This is a genomic window from Pseudomonas flavocrustae (assembly GCF_029872515.1).
GTDB lineage: Bacteria > Pseudomonadota > Gammaproteobacteria > Pseudomonadales > Pseudomonadaceae > Chryseomonas > Chryseomonas aestiva.
The window spans coordinates 702,485-721,067 of record NZ_JAPDIQ010000001.1 but is presented as its reverse complement, the minus strand read 5'-3'; the positions used below and the strand labels follow the sequence as shown (position 1 = coordinate 721,067).

13 protein-coding genes are annotated in these 18,583 nt (G+C 67.6%); 6 read left to right on the top strand and 7 right to left on the bottom strand.

The annotated features are described in order from the left end of the window. Together OMP44_RS03330 and OMP44_RS03325 are read right to left on the bottom strand one after the other, a co-directional pair. Positions 1-4,347, bottom strand: a complete 4,347-nt coding sequence (locus tag OMP44_RS03330; protein WP_280306429.1) for a DEAD/DEAH box helicase — start codon at positions 4,345-4,347, stop codon at positions 1-3. A 231-nt stretch (positions 4,348-4,578) separates the two neighbouring features. Next, a complete protein-coding gene (locus OMP44_RS03325) occupies positions 4,579-5,523 on the bottom strand; it encodes an NAD(P)-dependent oxidoreductase (protein ID WP_187979664.1) in 945 nt (314 codons plus the stop codon). 208 nt (positions 5,524-5,731) lie between these two features. Between OMP44_RS03325 and OMP44_RS03320 the strand changes: the two genes are divergently transcribed. From OMP44_RS03320 to OMP44_RS03305, 4 genes are all read left to right on the top strand, one after another. Beyond that, positions 5,732-6,961 (top strand): maltoporin, encoded by a 1,230-nt coding sequence (locus OMP44_RS03320; RefSeq protein WP_280306427.1) that lies wholly within the window; start codon positions 5,732-5,734, stop codon positions 6,959-6,961. A gap of 98 nt (positions 6,962-7,059) precedes the next feature. After that, entirely contained in the window at positions 7,060-8,343 is a 1,284-nt protein-coding gene (egtB, locus tag OMP44_RS03315; protein ID WP_187979666.1) for an ergothioneine biosynthesis protein EgtB, read from the top strand. 3 nt (positions 8,344-8,346) lie between these two features. Further along, positions 8,347-9,309: an L-histidine N(alpha)-methyltransferase gene (gene egtD / locus OMP44_RS03310; protein WP_280306424.1), complete on the top strand. Its 963-nt coding sequence runs from the start codon at positions 8,347-8,349 to the stop codon at positions 9,307-9,309. Positions 9,310-9,423: 114 nt separating this feature from the next. After that, positions 9,424-11,256, top strand: a complete 1,833-nt coding sequence (locus OMP44_RS03305; RefSeq protein ID WP_280306423.1) for a putative bifunctional diguanylate cyclase/phosphodiesterase — start codon at positions 9,424-9,426, stop codon at positions 11,254-11,256. A 55-nt stretch (positions 11,257-11,311) separates the two neighbouring features. Here OMP44_RS03305 and OMP44_RS03300 read toward each other — a convergent pair whose 3' ends face one another. After that, positions 11,312-12,631, bottom strand: a complete 1,320-nt coding sequence (locus OMP44_RS03300) for a DEAD/DEAH box helicase (protein ID WP_158893063.1) — start codon at positions 12,629-12,631, stop codon at positions 11,312-11,314. A gap of 50 nt (positions 12,632-12,681) precedes the next feature. Then, a complete protein-coding gene (prmB, locus tag OMP44_RS03295) occupies positions 12,682-13,596 on the bottom strand; it encodes a 50S ribosomal protein L3 N(5)-glutamine methyltransferase (RefSeq protein ID WP_280306420.1) in 915 nt (304 codons plus the stop codon). 111 nt (positions 13,597-13,707) lie between these two features. On the opposite strand from prmB, the gene OMP44_RS03290 reads away from it, so the two are divergent. After that, positions 13,708-15,474, top strand: a complete 1,767-nt coding sequence (locus OMP44_RS03290) for a thiamine pyrophosphate-requiring protein (protein ID WP_280306418.1) — start codon at positions 13,708-13,710, stop codon at positions 15,472-15,474. A gap of 69 nt (positions 15,475-15,543) precedes the next feature. After that, a complete protein-coding gene (locus OMP44_RS03285; protein ID WP_187979670.1) occupies positions 15,544-15,867 on the top strand; it encodes a hypothetical protein in 324 nt (107 codons plus the stop codon). On the opposite strand, the gene OMP44_RS03280 is transcribed toward OMP44_RS03285, so the two are convergent. The 3 genes from OMP44_RS03280 to OMP44_RS03270 are packed head-to-tail and all read right to left on the bottom strand — an operon-like array spanning position 15,868 to position 18,577. Then, the gene (locus tag OMP44_RS03280) at positions 15,868-16,737 is read right to left on the bottom strand and encodes a rhomboid family intramembrane serine protease (protein WP_280306416.1); all 870 of its coding nucleotides are present in this window, start codon (positions 16,735-16,737) and stop codon (positions 15,868-15,870) included. It lies immediately after the preceding gene. Further along, on the bottom strand, positions 16,734-17,693 hold the full coding sequence (locus OMP44_RS03275) for a metallophosphoesterase (RefSeq protein WP_280306414.1): 960 nt from the start codon (positions 17,691-17,693) through the stop codon (positions 16,734-16,736). The genes OMP44_RS03280 and OMP44_RS03275 overlap by 4 nt, the downstream gene beginning before the upstream one ends. Then, positions 17,693-18,577 (bottom strand): NAD(+) kinase, encoded by an 885-nt coding sequence (locus tag OMP44_RS03270; protein ID WP_187979672.1) that lies wholly within the window; start codon positions 18,575-18,577, stop codon positions 17,693-17,695. The genes OMP44_RS03275 and OMP44_RS03270 overlap by 1 nt, the downstream gene beginning before the upstream one ends. Positions 18,578-18,583: the final 6 nt, after the last annotated feature.

The window sequence follows — 18,583 nt, the reverse complement described above, 5'->3', positions numbered from 1 at the left end:
TTACTGCCGCAGCAGGCTGCGCCCGATGCCGACCTGGGGTCGTTCCCGCCCCAGTTGCTGCAGGGCCTGCCGCGCCCGCACCTGTTCCCCGGCTTCCAGCTCCACCAGCCAGCTGACCCTGGTTCCTACCCGCGCGGCGATGGGCACTCCGTCGCGATAGAGCAGGCGATTGCCGGCCACGGCGGGTATCTTGGCGCCGGGCAGCAGGGTACCGACCAGGTTGAGCGGATCCAGCGCCGAGACGCACACCCACAGGTCTTCCGCCGGGCGCTGGCGCCACTCGCGCAGGGGGGCGATGGCGGCCGGATCGGCGAATTGCTCGCCGGAGAGCCCGGCAATGAAGCGACCACCGCGGATCTCGCCGCGGGCTTCCAGGCGATGGCAGGCACGCAGGAGATCGCGCCAGGGCGGCAAAACGGCGCTCTCCCGCTGCAGCAGTTGCCAGCAGAGCACGCCATAGCGACGCAGCAGCAGCCCGACCAGGCGCTCCAGCAGCGCATCTGGCAGCCGCGCATCGTCCGGCGCCTCGGCCGGCCGCAAGGCGACCCAGCGGCCGGCATCCTCCATCCCGCCATAGAGTGCCATGCGCCCGCGGCGCAAACCGCTGCGACCGCTGCCGCGCTTGGCCGCCGGCTGCAGCAGGGCGCGCAGACCAGCGAAGCTGTCGGCGTTGACCGCACCGACTCCCACCAGCTCGCCCAGGGCCGTCTCCAGTTCGCTGCGCAGCAGGCGCGCCGCGCCGAGCAGCTCATCGAAGAAGGAGGCACCGCGTTGCGTCAGCACCTCCAGCACCCGCTGCGCCTTGGGTGACAGCATCTCGCTGCCGGTGGGCTCGGTCAGGCTGTTCCAGTCGGCCAGGTGTCGCCGCGGCAGCAGGACGATGGGCGAACCCTTGACCGGTCCGCTACCGCCCCGCCCCGCCTGGGGCAGGCGCAGCCAGACCACGCGACCGGCGCGGCAGAGGTCATCGAGGTAGGTGAACTGATAGTCCGGCAGGCGACTGGGCAGGATCTCGCCTTCCCAGCCGGCGGCGGCGACCTCGAAGCCTTCCAGCAGGCCGATCACCTGCTCCAGGCCCTCGTTGCCTCTCAGGCTCGCCGGACCGGCCAGCTGCTGGTGCTCCAGCAGGAATCTCAGGTAGTCGGCCAGGGCCACCGGCTCGATGGCCTTGCGTAGCCGCCCCAGGGTGTAGCGATGAATCCGCGCCAGCAGGTGCCGCTCGCACCATTCCACAGCCTTGCCTGCCGTGGTGAAGCGCCCCTGCAGGACATAGCCCTCGCCCTCCAGGGCCAGCAGCGCCGGCGTGAGCTGCGCTGCTGGCAACCCGAGGCTGGCGGCCAGCTCCTCCTGGCCTACCGGACCCAGCGCGGTGAGGCGCGCGCGCAGCACCTCGACCAGGGCCGCCTCGGCATCCGCGGGCGCCGCGAAACCTGGCGGCGCACTGAGCACCGGCTCCGTGGCGGCGCCTGGAAACAGCACCTGGAACAACGGCAGTCGCTCGGCCGCGATCCAGAGGGTCGCCGCCGGCAGCCGCAACCGCCCTGCCCGCCCGGCCTTGACCAACTGGCGAGCCTGGGTCTGGTGGGGGGCCAGCTCCGCCTCGGTGAGAAAGCCGACGCCGAGCAGGGCTTCGTGCAGGTCATCGGCGCTCTCCAGCCGCGGCCAGGCCTCCGCCCGAACCAGGTCGATGGCCGCCGGATCCAGGGCGCCCAGCTCGTCCGGATCGGCGCCGCCGAAACGGCGATTCTGCACCGCCAGGGTCCGCCGCTCTTCGACGGGAGCGTCGTCCAGATAGGCATAGGGTTTGGCCGTGAGCACCTCGGCAGCCAGTGGCGAAGGTCCGGGCAGGTCGCGGCTCAGCAGGGTCAGTTGGCCACCGGTGATACGTTCCAGCAGGGCCAGCCAGCCACGGCTGTCGAGGGATTCGTGCAGGCAGTCGTCGAGGGTCTGGCGGACCAGCGGATGATCCGGCACCTGCCGCTCGCCGGCGAGATTTTCCAGGCAGGCGACCTGCTCGGGAAAGACCGTGGCCAGGAGGTCTTCGCTGCGCATGCGCTGCACCTGGGTGGCCACCTTGCGCCCGGCGCTGAAGCGCGGCAGGGCCAGGGCCGTGGTGGCATTCCAGCGCCAGCGCACGGCGAACAGCGGGGCGTCGAGCAGCGCCTGGATCAGCACGGTCTCGGCGGTGGCCGGATGCAGGTAGCGCCAGACCTCGTCGAGCATGAAGCTGTGGCTGGTTGCCAGCGAGAGAATCAGGGCGTTCTCGGTGGCTGCCGCCTGCAGCTCGACATTGAAATTGCGGCAGAATCTCTTGCGCAGGGCCAGGCCCCAGGCGCGGTTGATACGGCTGCCGAAGGGCGCATGGATGATCAGCTGCATACCGCCGGCCTGGTCGAAAAAACGCTCCATCACCAGGGTCTGCTGGGTCGGCAAGGCGCCCAGCGCCTGGCGTGCCCGACCGAGATAGTCCACCAGCTGGCGCGCCGCGCCCTCCTCCAGCGCATAGGCCGCGCCGAGGCGGGCGATGGCCGGTTCCGGAGGTTCGCCGGCCGCGGGCAGCAGGGGTTCGAGTTCCGCGCGCAACCGCGCCAGGCCGGCCGACAGCTCATCGCTGCGCCCCGGCGCCTCGCCGTGCCAGAAGGGGATATTGGGCGGCTGTCCCCTGGCATCCTCCACCCGCACCTTGCTGCCTTCGATCTTGACGATGCGGTAGGCGGTGTTGCCCAGCTGGAAGACGTCGCCCACCAGGCTTTCGAAGGCGAAGTCCTCGTTGACGCTGCCGACGGTATGGCCCTGGGGTTCGAGCAGCACGCTGAAATCGCCGCTCTCCGGGATGGTACCGCCGCTCATCACCGCAGTCGCCTTGCCGCCCCGGCGGCCACGCAGGAGACCGTTGACCGCGTCCCGATGAACATAGGCGGCGCGCGGACCGCGGCGATCCGTATAGCCCTGGCTGAGCATCTCCACCACGGCCCGATAATCGGCCTCGCTCAGCGCCGCATAGGGCTCGGCCTGGCGCAGCACGGCCAGCAGGCCCGCTTCCGACCACTCCTGGCAGGCGACCTCGGCCACCAGCTGCTGGGCCAGGACGTCCAGGGGCGCCACGGGGATGTGCAGGGTATCCAGCTCACCGCGACGCACGCAGTCGAGCAGCGCCACGCACTCCACCAGGTCGTCCCGCGAGGTGGGAAACAGCCGTCCCTTGGGCAGGCCGCCGACCTGGTGGTTGGCCCGACCGACCCGTTGCAGAAAGGCGGCGATGGAACCCGGCGAGCCGATCTGGCAGACCAGGTCGACCTCGCCGATGTCGATGCCCAGCTCCAGGGAAGCGGTCGCCAGCAGCAGGCGCAATTCGCCGCGCTTGAGGCGCTGCTCGGCGTCCAGTCGCTGCTCCCGGGCCAGGCTGCCGTGGTGGGCGGCGACCTGGGTGCTGCCGAGGCGATCCGACAGCTGGCGCGCCATGCGCTCGGCCAGGCGACGGGTGTTGACGAACACCAGGGTGGTGCGGTGCGCCTCGGCCAGTTCGGCCAGGCGGTCGTAGACCAGCTCCCAGGCCTGGGTGGACAGCAGGGCCTCCAGGGGAATGGGCGGCACTTCCAGCGCCAGGTCGCGGGCGCGCTGGTGGCCGATGTCGATCACCGTACAGGGGCGGGGCTGGCCCTGGGCATCGCGCCCGACCAGAAAGGCGGCCACGGCGGCCAGCGGCTTCTGGGTGGCCGACAGACCGATGCGCTGCAGCGGCTGCCCGGTGAGGGCTTCCAGGCGCGCCAGGCTCAGGGTCAGGTGGCTGCCGCGCTTGCCATCGGCGATGGCATGGATCTCGTCGACGATGACGCCGCGCACGCTGGCCAGCATTCGTCGCCCGGAATCCGAACCCAGCAGCACATAGAGGGATTCGGGCGTGGTGACCAGCAGGTGCGGCGGCCGCCGGCGCATGGCCGCCCGCTCCTTTTGCGGGGTATCGCCGGTACGCACCGCCGTGCGCAATGCCAGCGGCGGCAACCCCCGCGCGTCCAGCGCCGCGCCGATGCCGGCCAGGGGTTCTTCGAGATTGAGGCGGATGTCGTTGGACAGGGCCTTGAGCGGGGACACATAGAGCCAGAGACAGGCCTCGGGCAGGCCGTCTGCCTGCAACGCCTCCTGGACCAGGCCATCCAGCACGGCGAAGAAGGCGGTCAGCGTCTTGCCCGAGCCGGTGGGGGCCGCCACCAGCACCGAGGCGCCGGCGCGAATGGCCGGCCAGGCCTGCAGCTGCGCCTCGGTCGGGGCGGGAAAGCGCGTCGTGAACCAGCTGCGCGGCGCGTCGTGAAAGTCCGCCAGGACGGCGGCAGGCGAGTTCGAGGTCATGCGCTCAATATGGGAGTGGCTAGCAGGGGCCACAACCCAAGCCGACCGGTGGCGAACAAGAGCCTGTTTGAAGTCTAGCGAGCTAGAGCCAAACAAGACGAAGAGACCTGAGGAAGCGGACCGAGCTCGCGTGCGAGTTTACGAGTGGTAAATGAGCATTCCGACCGGGCTGGCGATCCAGGGTGTATTCAACGCCGTTTGGCCGACGCGCAGCAGACTTTCAACAGGCTCTCAGGCGATGCGATTGCGCAATTCGCCCCCCTCCAGCATGGCTTCGAGGTTGGCCAGCATCACCTGTTGCTGGGCCTGCTGGGCCGAGGCCGCATTGGCCGCGACATGGGGGCTGAGCACCAGGTTGGGCTGCTGGCGCAGGCGTTCGGGCACCTCGGGTTCGCGGGCGAAGACATCCAGCGCCGCGCCGGCGATCACTCCCTGCTCCAAGGCCTCGGCCAGGGCCTCTTCGTCGACCACGCTGCCGCGAGAGATATTGACCAGATGGCCCTCCGCACCAAGCGCGGCCAGGACCCCGGCATCCACCGCGCCCACGGTCTCGGCGCTGGCGCGGACCGCCACCACCAGCACATCGCTCCAGCGCGCCAGCTCCAGCAGACTGCCGTGATAGGCATAGTCCAGCCCCTCCCGCGGCGAGCGATTGAAGTAGCCGATCTCCATGTCGAAGGCCTCACCGCGGCGGGCGATGCGCCGACCGATCTCGCCCAGGCCATAGATGCCCAGGCGCCGCCCGGCCAGGCCCGGGACCTGGGGCATGCGCTCGACGGCATTGCCCTGCCAGCGACCGCTGCGGACGAAGGCATCGCCCTGCAACAGGCGACGGGCGCTGGCCAGGATCAGGCCAAAGGTGAATTCCGCCACGGCGGTGGCGTTGGCGTCACCGGCGGTGGTCACGGCGATGCCGCGCTCGCGACAGGCCGCCAGCTCCACGCCCTCGTAGCCGGTGCCATAGCAGGCCACCAGGCGCAACGCCGGGAGCGCGTCGAGCAAGGCCGCGCGAGTCGGCAGGCCGCCAATGGTCAGCAGGGCCACCGCCTCCTCGGCACCGACAGGCAAGGCCGCAGGATCGGCTGAAGGAAAGGGACCCAGTACCCGGTAGTGAGCCTCGAGTTGGTCAACCAGTCCCTGGGGCAATTGCGGGGCCATCAGCAGCGTCGGTTTCATCTTGTAATACTTTCCCTGGCCAAAAACCCCAGCGTCGCCAGCGGGAGGCCTGGTCGTCAACCATTCTCTTTAGGCCACCGCTCTCGACCCTGTTCGCCCAGGTCTCGATCTCGATCCAAGTCCTTGATAGGACGAGGTTTTCGCGCAACTTGTCGACCTGGCATCAGGTCCGATCGGCGTTCGCCAAACCACAGAGGGATTTTTGGGTATGAGTAGAGTTTTTCGCCAGGCCGGCACCGCCGCCTGCCTCGCCCTGCTTGCCGGCAGCCTGCCACTGAACGCCGTGGCGCTGGAATTCAGCGGCTACGGCCGGGTAGGTGTCGGTGGCGCTGCGGAAGGCGGCAAGCAGAGCTGCTTCCAGCTGCCCGGGGCACCCGCCAAGTACCGCCTGGGTAATGAATGCGAGACCTACTGGGAACTCGAACTGCACCAGACCCTGTACAAGGGCGTCGATGGCACCGAACTCAAGGTGCACGGCATGGCCAGCCTTTACAACGTCTATGACCAGACCCCCACCTTCAGTGGCGACAACGGCAACGTCCGCCTGCCGCAGATCTGGACCAGTCTCAGCCTGCCGGCGCTCAATGGCGGCGGACTCTGGGCCGGTCGCCGCTACTACAAGCGTCACGACATCCATATCAACGACTTCTACTACTGGAATCCGAGCGGCACCGGTTTCGGCGTGGAGGACTACGGCCTGGGCGACAGCGGGCTGCGACTGAGCTACGCCTTCAGTCGCGAAGACAACGTCGACCAGCCGGACAAGGCCAATCGCCACGACCTGAACCTGGGCGGCATCAAGACCAATCCCGGTGGCGAGATCGAACTGGGGCTGTCCTATATCCAGCGCGCCGGCCAGGTGCAGAACGCCCACAGCGGCTGGTCGGCCACCGCCGAGCACAAGCAGTCGCAGTTCTTTGGCGGGGTCAATGTCTTCACCGTGCAATACGGCCGCGGTCCGGGCACCGGTCTGGGCGCCACCGGCAGCCTGACCGCCGACCGGGATTACGAAAGCCTGCGCGTACTCGAATCGCCGCGCTGGCAGCTCACCCCGCGCTTCGGCGGCCAGTTGCTGGCGCTCTACCAGCGCGACCGGGCGCCGGGCGATGGCGGCCAGACCTGGTATTCCTTTGGCGTGCGGCCCAGCTATGCCTTCACCCGGCTGTTCAAGCTGCAGGTGGAGTTCGGCCACGACCAGATCCACCCCGACAGTGGTGCAACCCGCACGCTGAACAAGGTCACCGTGGCGCCGACCCTGGCGCTGGGCGGCATGGGGCTGATGGACCGGCCGGAGATCCGCCTCTACTGGACCTACGCCAGTTGGAACCGCGGCGCCCAGGACGCTGCCGTGGCCGGCACGGCGCTGTCCGACAGCGGTGCCTTCGGCGATGCCCGCCACGGCAACAACTTCGGTGTGCAGCTGGAAACCTGGTGGTAGAGAGCGGCAAGCGAGACCGCCCGTCATAACCGGGCGAACTAAACTTATGGCGTCCGGTCGGTTTCCTGACAACCAAAAGGCCGACCAGGGAGAACGCCATGAATCCTCTCGCCCGCGAGCTGCCCGCAGCGAGTGACACCGCCACCACCCTGCTCGACCGCTTCCAGCGCGTGCGCAGGGCCAGCGAGGCCCTGTGCGCCCCGCTCACCGTCGAGGATTACGTCATCCAGAGCATGGCCGACGTCAGTCCGCCGAAATGGCACCTGGCCCACGTCACCTGGTTCTTCGAGGCTTTCATCCTCAAGCCCTTCCTCAAGGGTTACCAGACGCCCAATCCGGCTTACGACTACCTGTTCAACTCCTATTACGAGACCCATGGCAAGCCCTTTCCCCGGGCGGCCCGCGGGCACCTGTCGCGACCGGGCGTGGACGACGTCTATCGCTTTCGTGCGGCGGTGGACACGGCCATGGCCGAACTGCTCAGCGCGCCGCCCGCCGAACACGCCGTCGAGATCGCCCGACGCCTGGAGCTGGGTCTGCACCACGAGCAGCAGCACCAGGAATTGCTGCTCATGGATATCAAGCACATCCTGGCGCAGAACCCCCTGCACCCGGTCTATCGCGCCGACCTGGCCAAGGGGCCCACAGCGCCGATAGCGCCCCTGGGCTGGGAAAGCCATCCAGGCGGCGTCCGGCATGTCGGCCATGGCGGCGACGGCTTCGCCTTCGATTGCGAGACGCCGGTCCACCGCCAGTTCGTCGATGACTTCCAGCTGGCCGATCGGCTGGTCACCAATGGCGAATACCTGGCCTTCATCGAAGACAATGGCTACGGCCGCAGCGATCTCTGGCTGTCCGACGGCGCCGCGGCCATCCGCAGCCTCGGCTGGCAGGCGCCGCTGTACTGGCAGAAGCTCGATGGCGTCTGGCATCACTTCACCCTGGGCGGCCTGACTCCGGTGGATCAGGCTGCACCGGTCTGCCACCTGAGCTTCTACGAAGCCGATGCCTACGCCAGCTGGGCCGGCGCCCGGCTGCCCACCGAGGCGGAATGGGAGACCGTGGCGGCGCGCCAGCCGATCCAGGGAAACTTCGTCGAGCAGGATCACCTGCAGCCGGTCGGTAGCACGGGCCAGGGCATGCGCCAGCTGTTCGGCGATGTCTGGGAATGGACCGGCAGCGCCTTCCGCCCCTACCCCGGCTTCAAACCGCTGCCGGGCAGCCTGGGCGAATACAACGGCAAGTTCATGTCCGGCCAGATGGTCCTGCGCGGTGGCTGCTGCGCCACGCCCCAGGACCATGTGCGCGCCTCCTATCGCAACTTCTTCTATCCCACCATGCGCTGGCAGTTTTCCGGCCTGCGCCTGGCCAGAGAGGTCTGACCCATGGCCCTAGCCGTGCGCTTCTTCGATCAGCAACCGGTGAGCGTCGCCGACAGCTCGCTGCGGGACGATGTGCTCCAGGGCTTTGCCCAGACCCCGAAGGCGTTGTCGCCGAAATATTTTTACGATCAGCGCGGCTCCGAGCTGTTCGAGGCCATCACCCGGCAGCCCGAGTACTATCCCACCCGTACCGAAGAGGCCATCCTCGCCACGGCGGCTGGTGAGATCGCGCGCCTGGCCGGACGCGATGCCGCCCTGGTCGAACTGGGCAGCGGAGCCAGCCGCAAGGTGCGCCTGCTGCTGGAAGCCATGCACCCGGCCGGCTACCTGGGCATCGACATCTCCCGGGAATTCCTGCTCAGCAGCACCCAGCGGCTGGCGGCCGACTACCCCTGGCTGGACGTCAGCGCCGCCTGCGCCGACTTCAGTCGACCCATGACCCTGCCCGACAGTCTCGACGGCCTGCGTCCAATCGCCTTCTTTCCGGGCTCGAGCATCGGCAACTTCACCCCGGAAGAAGCCGGCGTCTTCCTGCGCAACCTGCACCAGATGCTGCCGGCCACCGGGGGCCTGCTGATCGGGGTGGACCTGATCAAGGACCGGGCGCGGCTGGATGCGGCCTACAACGACGCCGCCGGGGTGACCGCCGATTTCAATCTCAACCTGCTGGAACGCATCCGCCGCGAGCTGGACACCGATCTCGATCCGCAGCGCTTCCGGCACCTGGCCTTCTTCAACGAAGAACAGGCGCGCATCGAGATGCACCTGGTCAGCACCCGCGACCAGACCGTACGTCTCGAAGGTCGCCGCTTCGCCTTCCGTGAAGGCGAACGTCTGCATACCGAGAATTCCTACAAGTACAGCCTGGAGAGTTTTCGCGCGCTGGCCGAAGACGCCGGTTTCAGACAGGTGCGGGTGTGGACCGACCCCCAGGCGCTGTTCGCCGTCTTCTACTTCGCGGCCTGAGCCTTTCGACAGATAAATGACGACTGACAGAGTGTGAGGCGGGTGGTGAGGGAACTCTCGACCCGATCACGCTCTAAGTAGCAATCTGCTACTACAGCGCACCGAGACGTTGCTATGGAGCCTGCTCCACTCACTGCGGCCAATGAACGCCAGCGTCTTGCACTGCTGCGCGATCTCGCCTTGATCGACCGTCCTTCCGACCGTGCCTTCCAGGATCTCACCGAGCTCTGCGCGCGGCTGTTCGATGTTCCCTACGCCATGATCTGCTTTCTGGACGGCCAGCAGGTTCATTGTCGAGCCACCGTGGGCTGTGCGCCCCTGACCGTGCCGCGCACCCAGTCGTTCTGCCAGCATCTGCAGGAAACCAGCCTGCCGCTGCAGGTGGAAGACGCCCGCAACGACGCCCGCTTCGCTGACCTCCAGGTGGTCACCAGAGCGCCCCACATCCGCTATTACCTGGCCGCACCGCTGCGCACGACCGAAGGGCTGATGCTCGGCAGCCTCTGCCTGTTCGATTCGGCACCCCGTGCCGCCCTGCCCCAGGATCGGCTGATCGCGCTGCAGCAACTGGCGGCCCTTGCCAGCCAGCACATCGAACTGCTGCGCACCGAAGCCTTCTGGGACCCGGTCACCCAGTTGCCGAATGGCCAGCGCTTCATCGAGGATGCCGAAGCCCTAACCCGCGCCGGCACCCGCGTGGTGGCCGTGGCGGCCGATCTGTTCGCCCAGAGCTATCTCAACGACTTCATCAAGGCCATGGGCCAGGCCCACTTCGATGGCCTGCAACGCGCCATCAAGCAGCACTTGCGCCGTCTGCTGCCGGTCGAGCTACCCCTGTATCGCCTGGGGCCGGCCCGCTTCGGCTTTCTGCTGCACGACGCCGACGAGGCCGCGCAACAGGCGCTGCTCGAACGCCTGCAGGAGGAATTGACCGGGGTGCTCGACTACAACGGCATTCCCATCCAGACCCGCCTGGGCCTGGGGATCATGTCCCTGACCGACGATCATCCGGCCGACTGGCTGCGCGCCCTGATCGCCACCGCCGACGATGCCCGCGCCGAGATGCGCGGCTGCCGGCATTTCGATCCGCAGCACGATGCCGCCTACCGCCGCGCCTTCGCCCTGCTCAGCGCCCTGCCCCAGGCGCTGCGCGCCGAGGATCAGCTGAGCCTGGTCTACCAGCCGCGCATCGATCTGGCCACCGGTCGCTGCCACAGCGTCGAGGCGCTGCTGCGCTGGCAACATCCGCACCTGGGGTCGGTCAGTCCGGCGGAATTCATTCCACTGGCAGAAAAGACCGCGCTGATCACCGCCCTGAGTCGCTGGGTGATGCAGCAGGCGATCAGCCAGGCCTATACCTGGCAGCGGGAAGGTCGGAGTCTGGGCGTGGCGATCAACATCTCCGCCCATGACCTGAACGATCCGGACTTCACCGAGCAGACCACCGAGTTGCTGCAGCGCTATCCGGTCAATCCCAGGCGCCTGGAACTGGAGGTCACCGAGAATGCCCTGCTGGGTGACGTGGCGCTGATCCATCGCCAGCTGGCCGCCCTGCGCGAGCTGGGCATCGGCATCGCCATCGACGACTTCGGTACCGGCTACAACAACCTCTCGCACCTGCGCGAGTTGCCGGCCGACACCATCAAGATCGATCGCAGCTTCGTGCGCGAGCTGACCCATCGCACCAAGGACCGGCTGATCGTCAGTTCGCTGATCGAACTGTCCCACCAGCTGGGCTTTCGCATCACCGCCGAAGGCATCGAGACCGCCGAGGCCCTGGCCAGCCTGCTGGCCATGGGCTGCGACGAAGGCCAGGGCTTCTGGATCGGCAAGCCCATGCCCGAACCGGAGTTGCAGGCCTGGCTGCTGATCCAGCAACCGGATCTGCAACGCTCGACCCGTCGCGCACCGGTCTTCCAGCTGTTCGACAACACCGCCAAGCACTGAGCCCGCCCTGCCCCGCGGTCGCGCCGCGGGGTGGCGCCTCAGGCCTGGCGCGGGATCACTCCTGGGTGCGCTTGCGCGGCGGCGCGAAGCCGTCGGCCGAAGTCGGCACCAGGGCGCCGGGGCGGCGCTCGGACTTGGGTTTGGCCTTGGTCTTGGCCTTGCCGTCCTTCTTGCCCTCGGTCTTTTTCTTCTTCACGCCGGCAGCCTTGCCCGACGCCTTGAGCTTTTTCGGGCCGTTGTAGCTGGCCTTGAGACCCGGCAGGTGACGGCGCTCGAATCTCAGCTTGAGATAGCGCTCGATGCTGGACATCAGATTCCAGTCGCCATGGGTGACGAAGGAGATCGCCGTACCCGCCTCGCCGGCGCGCCCGGTGCGGCCGATGCGGTGGACGTATTCGTCGCCACTGCGCGGCAGGTCGTAGTTGATCACCAGGTCGAGGCCTTCGACGTCCAGGCCGCGGGCAGCCACGTCGGTGGCGATCAGCACCTTGACCGCGCCGCTCTGCAGCCGCTCCACCGCCAGCTTGCGGTCCTTGGTGTCCTTGTCGCCGTGCAGCACGAAGACCTTGAGGCCCTCGGCCACCAGGCGGCCGGTGAGGCGATCGGCCTGCACCTTGGTGTTGGTGAAGACGATGGCCTTGCGATAGGTCTCGTTGGCCAGCAGCCACTGCAGCAGGCGCTCCTTGTGCGGGGGCTCGTCGGCCAGGATCACCTGCTGCACCACGGCTTCGTTCAGTTCGCCAGTGCGGTCCAGCATGAGATTCTGCGGCTCGCGCAGGACCTGCTCGACCACCTGACGCAGGCTGTTGCCACCGCTGGTCGCGGAGAACAGCAGGGTCTGGCGACCCTCCCGCTCGCAGCTCGCGGCGATCTGCAGCACGTCCTCGGAAAAGCCCATGTCGAGCATGCGGTCGGCTTCGTCGAGTACCAGCATCTCGATGTCTTTCAGGTTCACGTTGCCGGCGTTACGCTGCTCCAGCAGGCGACCGGGGGTGGCCACCAGGATCTCCGGATTCTTGCGCAGGCCGGCGGCCTGGACCCGGAAGTCCTCGCCACCGATCACCAGGCCGGCCTTGAGAAAGGTGAACTGGCCGAAGCGTTCGATTTCCTTGGCGGTCTGCTGGGCCAGCTCGCGGGTCGGCAGCAGGATCAGCGCGCGGGCGCCGGAGCGGGGCTTGGGATCCTTGAGCAGGCGATCCAGCAGCGGCAGCAGGAAGGCGGCGGTCTTGCCGCTGCCGGTGCGGGCGGTGACGCGCAGGTCATGACCTGCCAGGGCCGGGCCCACGGCAGCGGCCTGGACCGGAGTGGGCGTCTTGAAGCCCAGGGTGTCGAGGGCCTTGAGCAGGCGCTCGTGCAGAGCGAGTTCGGTAAACACGGGTAGACCTCGGTAAAGAAAGGGCGGCCGCCGCGGGCGACCGCAGGTGATCAGGGGACCAGACGGCTGCGGAACAGCGCCTGGTGCTCGCGGCACTGGGCGGCGGCCAGCAGGAAGACGCCATGGCCGCCGCGCTCGAATTCGAGCCAGGTGAAATCGACTTCCGGATAGAGCGCCTCGACGTGGACCTGGCTGTTGCCCACCTCCACGACGAGGATGCCCTGCTCGGTGAGGTGATCGGCGGCCTCGGCCAGCATCCGCCGCACCAGGTCCAGGCCGTCGTCGCCACAGGCCAGGCCCAGGGCCGGTTCGTGCTGGTATTCGGCCGGCATGTCGGCGAAGTCCTCGGCATCCACATAGGGCGGATTGCTGACGATCAGGTCGAAACGCTGCCCTGGCAGTCCGGCGAAGCCGTCGCCCTGGACGGTATAGACGCGATCCTCCAGGTCGTGGCGCTCGATGTTCTGCCAGGCCACTTCGAGGGCGTCGTAGGACAGATCGCCCAGGGCCACCTCGGCCTCGGGGAAGGCATAGGCGCAGGCGATGCCGATGCAGCCCGAGCCGGTACAGAGATCGAGGATGCGCGCCGGCGCGCCCGGCAGCCAGGGCGCGAATTGCGCGTCGATCAGCTCGCCGATGGGCGAGCGCGGCACCAGCACCCGCTCGTCGACGGTGAACGGCAGGCCGCAGAACCAGGCTTCGCCGAGCAGATAGGCGGTCGGCACACGCTCCTGGATGCGCTTGTGCAGGAGCACCCCGAGTGCGTAGCGCTCGTCGTCTTCCAGGGCGCAGTCCAGGTAGCGATCGGCGGTGTCCCAGGGCAGGTGCACGGCGCCCAGCACCAGGGCGCGGGCCTCGTCCCAGGCGTTGTCGTGGCCATGGCCGAAGAACAGCTCTTCGGCATGGAAGCGGCTGACGGCCCAGCGGATGTGGTCGCGCAAGGTGCGCAGGCGGGATTCGCTCATGAAAGGCTCCGGATGATCAGCCGCGCATTCTAACCCGCGCCCGGTCCGGCTGCAGGAACTTAACGTCCGGGCCCTTCTTCCTAAATCTAGACCTTCAATGAGGAGAACGTCATGAGCAAGACCGTAGCCGACCATCTCTGGGAGCGCCTCGGCCAGTGGCACGTCGAGCGCATCTTCGGTTACCCCGGCGATGGCATCAACGGCATCATGGGCGCCATGGGTCGGGTAGCCGACCAGTTCGACTATGTGCGGGTGCGCCACGAGGAGATGGCCGCCTTCATGGCCTGCGCCCATGCCAAGTTCACCGGCGAGGTGGGCGTCTGCCTGGCCACCTCCGGGCCCGGGGCCATCCATCTGCTCAACGGCCTGTACGACGCCAAGATGGACCATATGCCGGTAGTGGCCCTGGTGGGCCAGCAGGCCGCCTCTTCACTGGGCAGCGACTATCAGCAGGAAGTCGACCTGCACACCCTGTTCAAGGACGTCTCCGCCTATGTGGAGACGGTGGTGCATCCGGCGCAGCTGCGCCATGTCATCGACCGCGCCTTCCGCGTGGCCATCGCCGAGCGCCAGGTGGCGACGGTGATCATCCCCAACGACATCCAGCAGCTGCCGGCGGTGGAAAGTCCGCCGCACCAGCACGCCAATGTCCTTTCCGGTGCCGGTGCCATCCCGCCGCGACCCTATGCCCAGGAAGACGACCTGCAGGCCGCGGCAGACATCCTCAATGCCGGCAAGAAGGTTGCCCTGCTGGTGGGCGCCGGCGCCCTGCAGGCGCGCAGCGAGGTGATGGCGGTGGCCGAGAAGCTCAGCGCCGGGGTGGCCAAGGCGCTGCTGGGCAAGGGCGTACTCTCCGACGAACTGCCCTATGTCACCGGCGCCATCGGTCTGCTCGGCACCGAGGCCAGCGATCTGCTGATGAAGGAATGCGACACCCTGCTGATCGTCGGCTCGACCTTCCCCTATACCGAATTCCTGCCTCAGGAAGGCCAGGCGCGAGCGGTGCAGATCGACCTGCATGCGCGCAACATCAGCATGAGATATCCCATCGAGCAGCCGTTGCTGGGCGATGCCGCCGAGACCCTGAGACGCCTGCTGCCACTGCTGGAGAGCAAACCCCACGATAAATGGCGCGCGCGCATCGAAAAGAGCGTGGCCGCTTCCTGGCACTCCATCGAGCAGCGCGCCCTGGCGCCCGCCGAGCCGATCAATCCGCAGCGGGTGTTCCACGAACTTTCCAGCCAGTTGCCGCAGGATGCCATCCTCTGCGGCGACAGCGGCTCCCACACCAACTGGTATGCCCGCGACATCCGCATGCGCGGGCAGATGCTGGGGTCGCTGTCGGGCAAGCTGGCGACCATGGGCTGCGGCATTCCCTGTGCCATCGCGGCCAAGTTCGCTCATCCGGATCGTCCGGTGATCGCCTTGGTGGGCGATGGCGCCATGCAGATGAACGGCAACGCCGAACTGGTCACCCTGCAGCAGTACTGGAAGAGATTCAGCAATCCGACCTTCATCGTCATGGTGCTCAACAACGGCGATCTCAATCAGGTGACCTGGGAGCAGCGTGCCCTGGCTGGAGACCCCAAGTTCGCCCCGGCCCAGGATGTACTCGACTTCCCCTATGCCCGCTATGGCGAATTGCTCGGCTTCAAGGGTCTGCGCATCCATCGCCCGGACGAGGTGGCCGATGCCTGGCAGCAGGCCTTCGAGGCGGATCGCCCGGTGGTGCTGGAATTCGTCACCGACCCCAATGTGCCGCCGCTGCCGCCGCATATCAGCTTCGAGCAGGCCAGGCCCTTCCTCGGCGCTATCGCCAGTGGCGATCCGAATCGCTGGGACATGCTCAAGCAGGGAGCCCGGCAGCTGCTGCGCTAGCCCGCGCCGCTCAGGCTCGCCAAGCAACGCCGAGGCGTATAACCTCGGCGGCCTTACAGAGCCTGGGGTATGAGCATGCAGTTGCCCGAGCACGACCGTTTCGATCCACCGCCGCTGCGCCTGCGGCGGCCCTTCCTGACCTCCCTCGCCGCCGGCCTCGGCACCCTCTCGGTGCTGACCGGCCTGGCCGCGCTGCTGGCGGGCGGTGCGGCCCTGCTGCAGTGGCCGCAGCTGACGGCCTATCTGAGCCTGACCCGCGAGACCGCCCAGGGCTGCCTGGGCGGCGGTGCGCTGCTCTTGCTCATGGGGCGCTGGTTGCGTCGCCGCAGCCAGCGGCGCTGGCGCTATCGCAACGCCTTGAGCCTTTCTCCCGAGCTCAAGCGGCGACGCTAGCTAGCGCTGCCGCAGGCGGGCCAGGCCACCGCCCAGCAGTCCGGTGAGGCAACCCAGCACCAGGCCGCCGACATGGGCGCCATTGGCGATGGAGCCGAAGCCGAGCAGATCGAAGACCCCGGTCAGGCAGATCACCAGCCAGATCAGCATCATGGCCACCACGCCACGGGGCATGCGATAGGCCGGATTGGGCGCCAGCCACTGGAACAGCCAGCAATGGCCGAGCAGGCCATAGAGCACGCCGGACAGACCGCCGAACAGCGCCGGCCCGGTCCAGGCGTACTGCACCAGGTTGGAGCCGGCGGCGAACACCAGTGTCAGGAGCAGCAGCAGCAGGCCGCCCTGGCGGAATTCGATGCGGCGACCCAGCTCCCAGTACCAGAGGGCGTTCATCGCCAGATGCAGCAGGCCGAAGTGCAGGAAGATCGGGGTGACCAGTCGCCACCATTCGCCGCGGGCCAGGCTGGAGTCGAGATCGAGAAAGGCGATGTGCTCCGCGTCGATCAGGCGGAATTCCTGCAGCGTCAGGTAGTGGATCAACGCCAGGTTGTCGCCCAGTTCGGTGGCCAGGCCCAGCAGCAGGGTGACGGCGAGAAAGACGGCGCTGACCGGACTGGCCTTGAGTTGCGCCAGCAGCCCGAAGCCCCGCGGTCCACGCGTCGCCTGGACCTCGCCGCGCGGATCGCCGTCGGGATAGCGTTCATAGAGGCTGCGGGTCTCTTCGATCCGCGCCGGGTCCAGCACCCAGAGCACCTGGCTGTCGCCCTCTTCCACCACCCGGTGGCGGATCTGCAGGCGCCGCAGCAGGCGCGTGAAGCCCAGCAGGTCACGGCCCAGGGGCACGCGCAGCACGGGTTGCGGCTGGTTCATCGCCCCTCCTCGCGCTGCACGTCGATCCAGACGAACTTGGCCGGGTCGATCTGGCGTTCGTCGTCGAGGCGGTAGGCCACCAGCTTGCCGTACTTGACCGCACTGTAGTCCAGGCAGGCGAGGTTCGGCCGCAGAGGTTCGGGATGGCCATCGCGCCAGTAGTGACCGACGAACAGCATCGGCTCATCCTCGCCATAGCAGAGCAGCCCGGCCTTTTCCTCGTCGCTCAAGGGTTCGCAGGCGATTTCCGCCGGCAAGGCATCGGGCTGGAAGACCACGTCGCCATAGGTCTGGGGATCGCTTTCCCAGAACTTGGTGCGAAAGCGCGCCCGCACATAGCCATCGCTGCCGGTGAGGCGCAGGCCATGGGGCAAGGGCAGCGACACGCCGTTGAGCAGGCGCGAGGCGACCCGACTGGCCAGGCTGCCGCCGACGATGGACTGGCGCACGAAGTCCTCGTCGATGCAGGCATCCGGATAGTGGTGGAGGAATTCGTCGATCAGCCGCTGATCCCAGCAGGCATGGACGATGCGGAAGTGCCCGAAGTCCTTGCACAGTGGCAGCCGGTAGAGCCAGCGCAGGTGATCCTGCCACTCGCCGGGATGGTCGGCGAAGGCCGCCAGGGTCTCCTGGATCAGCTGGCGATGGCGCGGCGTGTGTTCGCGTACCCAGGTCTGGCCGGTGCCGGGCAGCGCCGGGGTGTGCCAGGCCAGGGCATTGAGTTCGTGATTGCCAAGGATGCAGTGGGCATGGCAGCCTTCGACCATGGCCCGCACCCGGCGCAGGGAGCCGCGGATGCGCGGGCCGCGATCGACCAGGTCACCGAGAAAGATCGCCTGGCGCTCGGGGTGCTGCCAGACGCCGTCCACCTGCTGATAATCGAGACGCTCCAGCAGCAGGTCCAGGGTATGGGCGCAGCCGTGGAGATCGCCGATCAGATCGTAGCCCAGGGGCATCAGTCGTCTCCCAGCCGACTGCCCCAGCCGAGCTTGGTCCGGCAGATCTCGTAGTAGTTGTGATCCAGCGGGTGGATCAGCCTGAGTTTGTGCGGCTTCTTCTGAATGGTCACGGTATCGCCGGGTGCGCAGGTGAAATGATTCTGGCCATCACATGAGACCTGCGGATAGATCGTCATGTTCGGCGACACCAGGATCGACAGGGTGCTGTCGCCGGACACCACGATGGGCCGGCTGGACAGGGTATGGGGATACATGGGCACCACCACGATGGCATCCAGCTTGGGATGCATGATGGGGCCGCCGGCCGACAGCGAGTAGGCGGTGGAGCCGGTGGGGGTGGCGACGATCAGGCCGTCGGCGCGCTGGCTGCAGACGAACTGGCCGTCGATGTACAGCTCGAATTCGATCATCCGGGTGGACTTGCCCGGGTGCAGCACCACGTCGTTGAGGGCATCGCCCTGGCCGATGATCTCGCCGCCACGCTCGACGAAGGCATCGAGCAGGAAGCGCGTCTCCATCAGGTACTGACCGTCGAGCACCTCGGCGACCTTGGTCTCCAGCTCATCGGGACGGATATCGGTGAGAAAGCCCAGCTTGCCGCGGTTGATGCCCAGCACCGGCACTCGCGGGCGCACCAGGGCGCGGGCGGCGCCGAGCAGGCTGCCGTCGCCGCCAACCACGATCACCAGGTCGCAGATCTCGCCCATGAGCTTGCGCGACACCGTCTGCAGGCCATGCCCGGGCAGCACCTCGGCGATAGTGTTTTCCAGGATGACGTTGCGCCCGCGTTGCAGCAGAAAGGTCTTGAGCCGGCGGATGGTGTCCAGCACCTGGGTGCTGCCGAGTCGACCGATGATGCCGATGTTACGAAAGGAGTCCATGACGCG

Excerpts from the sequence above, each read along its gene's own strand:
- OMP44_RS03330 (WP_280306429.1), bottom strand. The coding sequence starts at position 4,347 with ATGACCTCGAACTCGCCTGCCGCCGTCCTGGCGGACTTTCACGACGCG.
- OMP44_RS03325 (WP_187979664.1), bottom strand. The coding sequence starts at position 5,523 with ATGAAACCGACGCTGCTGATGGCCCCGCAATTGCCCCAGGGACTGGTT.
- OMP44_RS03320 (WP_280306427.1), top strand. The coding sequence starts at position 5,732 with ATGAGTAGAGTTTTTCGCCAGGCCGGCACCGCCGCCTGCCTCGCCCTG.
- egtB (WP_187979666.1), top strand. The coding sequence starts at position 7,060 with ATGAATCCTCTCGCCCGCGAGCTGCCCGCAGCGAGTGACACCGCCACC.
- egtD (WP_280306424.1), top strand. The coding sequence starts at position 8,347 with ATGGCCCTAGCCGTGCGCTTCTTCGATCAGCAACCGGTGAGCGTCGCC.
- OMP44_RS03305 (WP_280306423.1), top strand. The coding sequence starts at position 9,424 with ATGGAGCCTGCTCCACTCACTGCGGCCAATGAACGCCAGCGTCTTGCA.
- prmB (WP_280306420.1), bottom strand. The coding sequence starts at position 13,596 with ATGAGCGAATCCCGCCTGCGCACCTTGCGCGACCACATCCGCTGGGCC.
- OMP44_RS03290 (WP_280306418.1), top strand. The coding sequence starts at position 13,708 with ATGAGCAAGACCGTAGCCGACCATCTCTGGGAGCGCCTCGGCCAGTGG.
- OMP44_RS03285 (WP_187979670.1), top strand. The coding sequence starts at position 15,544 with ATGAGCATGCAGTTGCCCGAGCACGACCGTTTCGATCCACCGCCGCTG.
- OMP44_RS03280 (WP_280306416.1), bottom strand. The coding sequence starts at position 16,737 with ATGAACCAGCCGCAACCCGTGCTGCGCGTGCCCCTGGGCCGTGACCTG.
- OMP44_RS03275 (WP_280306414.1), bottom strand. The coding sequence starts at position 17,693 with ATGCCCCTGGGCTACGATCTGATCGGCGATCTCCACGGCTGCGCCCAT.
- OMP44_RS03270 (WP_187979672.1), bottom strand. The coding sequence starts at position 18,577 with ATGGACTCCTTTCGTAACATCGGCATCATCGGTCGACTCGGCAGCACC.